Annotated in this window: 7 protein-coding genes and 1 pseudogene; 3 read left to right on the top strand and 5 right to left on the bottom strand. The window is 70.8% G+C overall.

Going from position 1 to position 9387, the window contains the following annotated elements:
* Nucleotides 1–203: hypothetical protein (locus tag AOK08_RS40645; RefSeq protein ID WP_157877018.1), on the top strand; the 203-nt coding region annotated here is incomplete at its 5' end.
* Between the two features lie 71 nt (nucleotides 204–274).
* Here AOK08_RS40645 and AOK08_RS40640 read toward each other — a convergent pair.
* The 3 genes from AOK08_RS40640 to AOK08_RS40630 all read right to left on the bottom strand — a co-directional run bounded on the left by AOK08_RS40640 (nucleotide 275) and on the right by AOK08_RS40630 (nucleotide 1533).
* On the bottom strand, nucleotides 275–631 hold the full coding sequence (locus AOK08_RS40640; RefSeq protein WP_055535431.1) for a hypothetical protein: 357 nt from the start codon (nucleotides 629–631) through the stop codon (nucleotides 275–277).
* A gap of 150 nt (nucleotides 632–781) precedes the next feature.
* Nucleotides 782–1207: a hypothetical protein gene (locus tag AOK08_RS40635; protein ID WP_055535429.1), complete on the bottom strand. Its 426-nt coding sequence runs from the start codon at nucleotides 1205–1207 to the stop codon at nucleotides 782–784.
* Nucleotides 1204–1533, bottom strand: coding sequence for a hypothetical protein (locus AOK08_RS40630; RefSeq protein ID WP_055535427.1), 330 nt, complete (start codon nucleotides 1531–1533; stop codon nucleotides 1204–1206). The genes AOK08_RS40635 and AOK08_RS40630 overlap by 4 nt, the downstream gene beginning before the upstream one ends.
* A 596-nt stretch (nucleotides 1534–2129) precedes the next feature.
* Between AOK08_RS40630 and AOK08_RS40625 the strand changes: the two genes are divergently transcribed.
* Both AOK08_RS40625 and AOK08_RS40620 read left to right on the top strand, forming a co-directional pair.
* Nucleotides 2130–3491 (top strand): hypothetical protein, encoded by a 1362-nt coding sequence (locus AOK08_RS40625; protein ID WP_055535425.1) that lies wholly within the window; start codon nucleotides 2130–2132, stop codon nucleotides 3489–3491.
* A gap of 82 nt (nucleotides 3492–3573) precedes the next feature.
* Entirely contained in the window at nucleotides 3574–8358 is a 4785-nt protein-coding gene (locus tag AOK08_RS40620) for an AAA family ATPase (protein WP_055535423.1), read from the top strand.
* 142 nt (nucleotides 8359–8500) lie between these two features.
* On the opposite strand, the gene AOK08_RS40615 is transcribed toward AOK08_RS40620, so the two are convergent.
* Together AOK08_RS40615 and AOK08_RS40610 are read right to left on the bottom strand one after the other, a co-directional pair.
* The gene (locus tag AOK08_RS40615) at nucleotides 8501–8974 is read right to left on the bottom strand and encodes a DUF6009 family protein (protein ID WP_241827312.1); all 474 of its coding nucleotides are present in this window, start codon (nucleotides 8972–8974) and stop codon (nucleotides 8501–8503) included.
* Nucleotides 8975–9171: 197 nt separating this feature from the next.
* Nucleotides 9172–9387: pseudogene (locus tag AOK08_RS40610) on the bottom strand (hypothetical protein); the annotation flags it as partial.

Genomic DNA, 9387 nt, shown 5'->3' with positions numbered 1-9387 from the left:
CCCTCCGTACGGAGGGACTGGCGCTGATCTACGTGAGCGCCTCCAGTTCCCAGACGGTGGAACGGGTCAGGACATTGCTCGCCGGTCACTACGAGGTCTCCGTGCGGCGCGAGCCGCACACCACCGAGGACGGATTGGCGGAGGTGGAGCTGTATGCCCTCACAACCGTCCCGGAAGACCGTCCAGAGGCCCTCGATCCCTGAACCGCCTTCGTTCATCGCGGTTGCCGCGTCGTACACCGCGGGTCCCCAGTACCCGGGGGGGCCGGCCGCGCCTACAGGTCGGTCTCGGCCGTGTCGACATGGATGCCGGAACCGAACACCTCTGTGGTGACGCGGTATCCGAAGGCGGTCAGAACGGTCACGAGGGCCATGTGCATCGCGGCCTGAACGGCGCGATGTCGCTGGACGACGGGTTCAAGATCCCGTGAGACCTCGCGCATGTCGGCGGCCGCCTCGCCGAGACGGTCGTGCGGATTCCAGTGGACCACGACCCGGCCCTGGTCCACCCAGACGGAGAGGCCTCCCTCGGGAGCATCGAAGTCATCGGTGCGTGGAGCGAATCCGGCGCTCTCGAGGTCGAACTTGACCCGGTTGGCCAGCTCCTTGAGCTCGCTCTCGGAACGCAGCACGGCACGGACTCCTCTCGGATGTTCTTCGACGTGTGCCGCGTGCGGATCTACCGCTCGACTGTGCCTCCGAGACAACGTACATCGCGCTGTTGGCGCTCGGCACGTCCCGGGCGCTCGTCAAGGGCTCAGTGGCGGCACCGGCAGGGGAGGCTAGGGGACCCGGGCGGGCTCGCTGTACCAGTTGTAGGTGTCATCGCCGATGTAGAGGGCGGACCTGCGGTCGGTGAGGCGGGCTCGCTCCGGCGGGTCGAGCTTGCCACCGTGCTCCTGGACGGCCTGGGTGCGTGCGGCCTTGAGGTGAACCGTGAGCACCGCGAAGGCCTCCTCGCACCAGCGGTCCTGCTCCTGCTCGGTGGAGTCCTCCAGGCGGGCGAGGTCGGTCAAGCGCAGCCGTCCGCCGAAGTCGGGGTCGCCCACGGGCCGGACGGCGAGCAGCTGCCGGCGGCGGTCGGCTGCGTCCGGTCCCGGGCGCAGCCACTGCATCGGTGCCGCCAGGGGCAGCACCGCCATGCGCTTGTCCATACCGGCCTGGAACGCGCTCTCGTACACGGCCAGTCCGAGAGCCATCAGGATCATGTGGGCTTCCCGGTCCGGGCGCGATGTGTCGGCGCCGAGACGTGGTGGAAAAGGCGGCCGTGGTGAGGCAGCGCCCAGGACATCAGCGAGCGCGCCCAGGACATGGCGATCACGAATCGGGGCCATTTCTCCTCGGCAGTAACACCGAAGTGCCGCTCCCACACGTCTCTCGGGTCCTCCTCTTCCAACTCGTCGAGATAGCGGAAGTCCGCCATTGTCCGGTTCTCCTCGAGCACCGGGGTCAAGTCGAACCACGGGCATCCGCCCCGGGGGAGGTCCAGGTTCTCCTGGTCGGCGGGCTGGGCCGCCAGCAGGCGAACGCTCATGGCGCTGATGTAGGGATCCCTGAACGCCCTCTGTTCCTGCGGGCAGATGACGAGGGCCTCGTCGTAGTCGGCCTGGAGGGTGAGACCGGAGGCTGTCCCGCACTGCGGGCAAGCGAGGGTCCGTGTCCATTCCTCGTAGGTCAGACGGTCGGAGTCCGTGGCCCGGATCTCGCCGGGCGACGGTCAGCCGTACGAGTCCGTGGGAGACGTCCTCGGGCTCTGCCTGCGTCACTGCGTAACTCCTCCGTGGCGGAAGGCCGCCCTCGGCAGGCGGCGTGTGCCTCGTCCCGATCCAGGTGACCGGCCCCGCGGCCCCGGCAGCGGGGCCGACGCAGGGGCCGGGGATGATGCGGATGCGTCCCCCGGTCACCGCATCCCCACGATAGTGAGCTGCGTCGCGTCGCATGGGCGTACCTGGGCAACTGCCCCACCGATCTGTCGTACGGAACCGATGTGGTGCTGGCCAGCGCGGCATCTCACGCCCGTCCCCGTGCTCGTGGGCCAGCTCCTCGTACGGTGTGACCGGCAGGTTGCTGGAGACCTGGGCGTACGCCCGGCGAGGCGGCAGGGTCTTGGTGAGAGATAGAGGAGCGTCGATGCTCGACCTGGAGGAACGCCTCACGCGGGTGTTCAACCCGGAAGTGAGGCCGGTGGTCCAGGAGGCCCACCGCTGCTACGCCTCGGGCGCGGCCCGGGCTGCGATCGTGCTGACCTGGACGGCGGTGTGCGCGGATCTGATCCACAAGGCGGAGATCCTCAAGGACCAGGGGGAGAGCGACGCCCGGGGCCTGGTCGAGGACGTCGAGCGGGCGCAGCGGCCCGGGCAGGCCGACGCCGTGAACATCATGCTCGGCGTCGAGCGCAGTGTCCTGGACATCGCCGAGAAACTCGAACTGATCGACCGCACCCAGAAGATGCAGCTGGAGCGGCTGCGCGAGGACCGGCATCTGTGCGCCCACCCGTCGCTGCGCCCGCTCGGGGAGTTGTTCGAGCCGACGACCGAGTACGCCCGGGCACACCTCGCGGTCGCGCTGGACGCGGTCCTCATCCATCCGCCGAGCCAGGGGCGGAAGGTCCTGGCCAGCTTCATGGCGCACGTCGCCGACCCGGCGTTCACCTTCGACGCCAGCTACCTCGGGTATGCGTTCTTCGACCGGATCCGGCCGTCGGCCAGGGCCAAAGTCGTTGAGTTCGCCGCGAAGTTCGCGCTCCTGCAGATCGACGACCCGAACGTGCCGGTCCAGCCCGCCGCGCTCGCCGACCGGATGGCCTTGTGCCTGCGCCACTTCGCCGAGCGCGACGCCGCGCTCGCCACCCAGTCCCTAGCCCGGCACTCCGACCGCCTGGTCGAGGCGGACCCAACCGTCCAGCTCGCCGCCCTGGGTCGGCTCGGCACGCTCCCGTCGTTCTGGGCCGCCCTGCCCGAGCCGCTCAAGACCCTGTTCAACACCAGGATCGACGGCATCGGCAAGGCCGAGCGGTCCGGGTCTCTCCCTCAGGACGAGGCCCGGGTGCTGGCCCTGGTGGCGAACGCTGAGGTCCGCGCGAGCCTGCCCGCGCTGGAGACCGCGTTTGCCGCCTTGCACGTCAGCGACCGCTGCCGGGTCATCGGCGCCCGGCCCGACCCGTACTTCGTCGCCCATCTGCCCGGCGTGCTGGAGGAGGTGGGCGGCTTCGATCACGGGCAGTTCGTCGCCCGGACCGCGGTGCTGCCGTGCACGAGCCTGCTGACGCTGGACAGCCTGCGCGCCGTACTGCGGGCCTGGTGGGACAACAACCAGTGCTGGGGCCGGGCGATGCCCGGCTACCTCGTCGATCTGTACGAGGCCACCGCGCACCTGGGCGAACAGCGGGACGTGGTGTGGCGGGAGTTCCTGGAGGAACTGCGCCCGTTCCCGGACACGTTCAACGAGGTCGCCCGGGGCACCGGCCTGATGGCGGTCCAGGGCGCCGGCTGACACCGACACCGCCCCNNGGGGCGGTGTCGGTGTCAGCCACTAGAATCCGGGCGACGGTGGCGGGTGATCGCAGGGGGCGGCGATGACGAATACGAGCTCGCCGCTCGCGACGGGTGGCGGCGGCATCATCTACGAGTACTGGGTCGCAGCCCTGGACGCCGCCGCGATGCTCTGTCACGTTCCGGTCCCGGGGCTGAAGGTGCCCGCCACCCAACTGCTGTTGCAGAAGGGCCCACGGTTCCCCCTCGACGACGTGATCGTTCTCAACCGGGAGGGCCCCTTCGAACTGACCGTCCAGCGGCAGGTGAAGAGGACACTCGACATCGCCCCGAGCAGCGCCCCGTGGCGGTCGACGATCGGTCAGTGCCTGGAGAGCCTGCAGCGATACGGGGAGGACATCGACGCCGGCCGGCACCGTCTCGGTATCACCGCCTCCGGTCCGGACAACGATCTGATCGCCCTGCGCAATCTGGCCACGGCGGCCGACGCCCAGAGCACGTGCGACGACTTGAATGAGGAGCTGCCCCGGCTGGGGAAGGCCGAACGCACCGTGTGGCGCCATCTCAAGGCCACGCTCGCCTCGTTGCCGGAGGCAAGCGGCGCGGTCGCCGCGCACCAGGTGGAGGAGACGGCGTTTCGGATCGCACGCCGCCTGGTGGTCGAGATCGAGCAGGCAGAGCAGGACGGCCCCCGGTACATCTCCCTGCTCGGCCTGCTGGAGGAACGTCTGCTGGAGGCCGGCCGGGGCCCGGGCGCCGCCGAGGTCTTCAGGAAGATCGCAGCGATTGTCGAGAAGCGCGGTCCGCGGGCGGGCACCATGTCGGTCACCGATCTGCGCAACGAACTCCACGTGCGCGGCGCCGTACTGCGCGGCGATCCCCCGGAACTGCCCGCGCTGGACGCCGTCCGACGGTGGACTGAGGGGTTCTTGGGCGCCGAGCGCGTGAGTCAGCGGCTGGGCGGGCGCCTCCACTTGGCGCGCAAGCGGCAGGCCGGGACGCTGCGCACCGCCGTGAGCGAGCACGAGCGGGTCCTGCTGACCGGTCCGGCGGGCGCCGGAAAGAGTGCTCTGGCCCGGGAACTGGCGCGCACGGCCCACGAGTCCGGCGGCACGGTGGTAGCCCTGTCGCTGACGGAACGCACCTGGCACACGGTGACCGACATCGGTGAGGAGATCGGAGCCCGTCTTGATCGGACGCTGGCGGCGGCCCCCGGCGGCGAGCGCCTGCTGCTCGTCGACGGCGCCGAACAGGTACTGACCGACTCCGGTGCCCTGTTGTCCTCCCTCCTGAAGACACTCCCCCACGCAAGTACCCCTCGATGGCACGTCCTCGCCGTAGTGCGGGAACAGGCAGCCGACCAGGTGGGTGCGGTCCTGGCCGAGGCCGGCAGGCACCCGGTGCACCGGGTCGAGGCCCAGGAGTTGGACGACGGGGAGGTCGACTCGGTCCTCGCCGAGTTTCCCGCCCTACGGGTACTGGAGCGCTCGGCCCGGTCGGCACGGTTGCTGCGCAACCTGTACCTCGTCGAGCAGTTGGTGCTCATGCTGGGCCCCGAGCACCACGCGGACCAGGTGCTGGGCGAGGAGGACGTCGCCGACTGGGTCTACAAGGACCTGGTCCGCCGGAATGACGGAGGACGGCCAGGGCGCGGCACGCCGGATGAGCGCAGCGACGCCTACCTGGACATGGCCGATGCCGTACTCGCCGGTCACTCCCACTCAGGGCTGCGGGGCCGGGCAGGTCCGGCCCGCGAGGGGCTGGTCGGCGACGGCGTCCTGGTGTTCGAGGACGCGGAGTTCGCCTTCGCACACGATGTGCAGCAGGACTACGCGATCGCCGTGCGCCTTGGGATGAACGACGCTCCGGACGTGGCGGCCGTGCCGGTGCCGAGACGGTTGCTGCGGGGAGTCCGGCTGGGGTTCCAGCTGCGGTTGTCGCGTGCAGTCGGGCGCGGTCCAGCCCGTCTGGTCCAGACATGGCGGACGGCCTCGGCGGAGGCGGACCGGCTGGCGGACGTCGACGATGTGCGGTGGCTGGATGTGCCGTACGAGGCGCTGTTCGAACTCGGCAGGCCGGACGCCGTATGTCCGGCGCTGGCGACCGTGCTGCTGGACGGCGGCGGCGGCCGTCTGGTCGCTGCTGCCGGGCGCCGGGTGCGGGACGCCGAATCCGCTGTGCCGGTCCTGGAGTTGCTCCTCACCCAGCCGGAGAGGCTGGACGAGACAGCCGCGGCACAGGCCCTGCGGTTCACCGCGACGTGGCTGGGTGTCCTCGCGGACCGGACTCCCGATGAGCTGTTGCGGCGGGTGCCGGCGGCAGTGGCCTGGTGGTATGACGGCCGGGCAGCATCAGCGCAGGACGCGGCCGTCGCTCTGGCCTGGGCGGCGGGTGACCTGGACGGTGCCGCCCGTCGTCTGGTGCAGGACCTCGCCGCCGAGCACCCGCTGAAGGTACAGGCGGTGGTTGAGGACCGCCGGCTCGGCGCCTTGCTGGCGCTGCACGAGCCGGCCCTGCTGGCGGCGATGTCCCACGCGTTCTACCTCGGCCCGGTGCACGACCGGTTGGTTGACGCTCACGACGGGGTTCGGGACCGGGGATGGCCGTTTCTGTCGCGCATCGGCCGCGACCTGGACCCCAAGCGCCCCGATCCGGCATACCTGGGTCCCTTTGCACTTCTGCTCGACCACGCCCCGGAACTTGGCCTCGTGCTGGTCGGAGCAGTCGCTGGTGCCGCCTCGGCGGCGGTGAGCGAACGCGAGCGCGACCATGACCGCGGGGTGCGGCAGGCATCGGTCACCTGGCCGCTGCGCGGTGGTGAGCGCACCTTTACCGGGTCGGCAACAGTGTGGCAGTGGCCGTGGGCGGGCGCGTTCGGGCCGGGGCCGGCTCTCGCCGCGCTCGCGGCCCTGCGCCGGTGGGCCGGTGCCCGCGCGGCGGCCGGAGCCGATCTGGCGGAGGTGGTGGAGCAGGTCCTGGGCTGCGGCGAGAGCATCGCGCTCGTGGCGGTGGCCGTCGATGTCCTGGCCGAACACCCGGTCCGCCTCAGCACCGAACTCGACCCGGCGCTCGAGCAGAGGGACGTGTGGCTGCTCCCTGGCACTCCCTGCTCGTTGCACGACGCCGTCCCCTATGTCGTGCTGCGCGCGTCGCCGGATCGGCAGCGCGCCTACCGGCTCCTGGGCCGGCGACTGCTGGAGGAGTACACGCCAGTCTCCCAACCGCCCTCCACAGCACATGGGTTGGAAGACCGGCAGGCCATCGTTGATCACCAGGTCGTCAGGACGATGGCCGCCTTGCTCGATCACACCCAGTGGAGGCTGGTCGACCTGCCCGAAGGCCGCGGCCGTGCCCTGGTGAACGATGCCGTGCGGGAGATCCGCTCCGAGGCCGACGAGGACGAGGGCGCCTTTCATCGGTTCATCGAGCGGTTCGCGCTCGCCGACGATGCCCGCAAGGCCCGGGACGGCGCCGATGGTGTGGACGCGCAACGGCTGTTCGAGCGGCTGACCGTTCTGGATGCGTCGCTGGAACTGGACCCGGATCCGGAGGGCTTGTGGCTGGCGGACGGCCGCCGCGCGGCCGTCGCCGCGGTCCTCATCCAGACCGCGGCCGCCGACGCGGCGGCGGTGGAGGCCTGGCAGATGCGCTGGGCCGGCAACCAGCTCGTCGCGGCGGCTGCCGCTACCCCGCCGGCGATCACGCGCCGATCTGCCGGTGAGGTGGTCTGCGAGGCGAAGGAGGACAGGGCCGGCGACTGCTCGGCCGCGCTGGTGCTGCCGCTGCTCCTGGGGGACGACGGTCTGCAGCAGCAGGCGGGCCTGACCGGGTCCGACGTCCGCGCCGCCGTCACCAGCTTGGCCACGAGCGCGTACATCGAGGTCCGTGCCTTCCTCGCCGACAGCCTCACCGCCCGCTGGACACCCGCCTGTACGGGGCCCGACGATCCGGTACACACCGGCGTCCTTGAGGCGTTGACCGCGATGGTGGCCAGCGCCGGGCTGAGTCCGCAGGACGAGGCAGGCGTCCGGTATCCCTACCGGCTGCCCGACCCGGTGCACCCGGTACTGACCGGCGGTGAGCCGGTCCTCGACCTTCGCCTGGCGGCGCCCGCCGTCGCTGCCGCGCACCAGGTCGTGCGCACCGACTGCGCTCACCAGGCCGACGCCGGCGCCCTGCTGGCGGCACTCACCACGCACGACCGGCTGACCTGGACCGCACAGAGTCCAGGCATGGCCGGCCACGCCCGAGGTTGGCGCGTGGCCCACGCCGAGGTCACTGCCCAGGAGGCTCTCGCCGGTCACCGGCGCCTGCTGGAGGAAAGCCTCGATGCCTTCACCGACGCACCGGCCGCACTGACCGAACTCCTGCTCGCCCTGGCCCGGTTGGCCACGACCGCGGACCGGATCGCGCAGCTCCTCACGCTGTGGCCCGGCCTGCTCGACCGGTTCCTCACCCCCGGCCGACAGCCCACTGCACTCCTGCGTCGAGCACTCCTGCCCTCACCGGCCGGTGGTATGCCCTGGCCGCCGGGACCGTCGTGGACGCTCACCGCGACATGGGCGAAGGCCCACTGCGCCCAACCGGTTGTGGCCGACCATCTCATCGAGGTCCTCGACGCGCATCGGCTGTTCACCACCAGCGCCGTCGATCTCGTGCTCGACGTCCTGGGAACGCGCGTCAACGATGTCGCCGTAGGGAGCCTGCGTGCGGTGACCTTCCTGCGGCGCGTACTGACCGACCTCGCAACCCGTTCCGGCGCCAGTGCGGACCGCGCCCGCCGTCTGCTCGATGCCCTCGCCGCCGCAGGGTACGGCCAAGCCCTTCGCGCGCAGCGCGACCTCGAAGACGCCCCCAGCCTCTACTAGCACCTCTGCCGCGACGTCTGCCGTCGGCCGGCCGGAGCCCGGCGAACGGCGTCCCGTGCCCACCGGCCGGGCCACAACGGGCGTGTACTCAACGGCGTGGTCACGTTGCGCCGTCTCCTTGCGGCGCCCGACGATGTGGTGATCAGGCTGATTCTGCCGGTGGGCGGTCGCCGGGTTCTGGGAGAGGGCCTCCCCAGGCTCGGGGGGTGAGGCGGCCGGGGTGACCGGGGGCAACAGTGCGGGGATCGATCGCTTCGAGGGGGGCGTAGGTGGTGTACGGGGAATCGGTGGATTCGCTGCGGTCGCGTGGCAGGAGCCAGAAGGTCCGCCGGTCGTAGCGACCGGAGTCGCGAGTGGCTGTGGTGTTCGGGTCAAGGTTGGCGTAGCCGACGAGGCGGCCGGGCTTGTGGTAGGGGGGTTTGCCGGAGCGGCGTTTGGTGATGTCCAGGCTCTCGCGGACGTAGTCGAGGTCGTCGATCGGCACGATCCAGACGATCTCGCTCTCGTCGCATAGCTGCTCGGGGCGCAGCCGTGCGGTGGGGGCTGGGGAGTTGTCGGTGACGGTCGGTCCCTGGTGATTCCCTGCATCGGTCCCTTCCGTGTTTTCGCAGGTCAACGCTGCTTCTGGGCGGGGGTGAGGGACAGAGAGGGACTGTTTTCCGCAAGTGTGGGGCGCTGGTGTGATGTCGTCGTTCTGAGCGGGGGATACATTGCGGAAGTCGGTCTCTGTCGGTCCCTGGAGGCGGGGGGTCATGGGGGGTGAGCTGGCCTTTCGTGGGCAGGGACTGTTCTCGGCGGGTTCGGTGGGGCCGGTCATGACGGTCCCTGGAGACCGGCGGGCGGGTTGATGAGTTCGATGCCCTTGTAGATCTTGCGGCCGTTGGAGGTGGGCAGGTTGGTTCCGGGCGGGTGGTGGATGGCCAGGCGGACCTTCTCCCCGAAGTGGCGGGGTTTGATGGGGTCGACGCCCTCGTCCTCGCACCACGTTTCGTAGGCGTGGCGCAGGGTGCGCTGTTCGGTGCGCAGGGC

It is taken from the genome of Streptomyces graminilatus (genome assembly GCF_001418565.1).
Classification (GTDB): Bacteria; Actinomycetota; Actinomycetes; order Streptomycetales; family Streptomycetaceae; genus Streptomyces; species Streptomyces graminilatus.
This window is presented reverse-complemented; position numbering and strand designations above follow the sequence as displayed.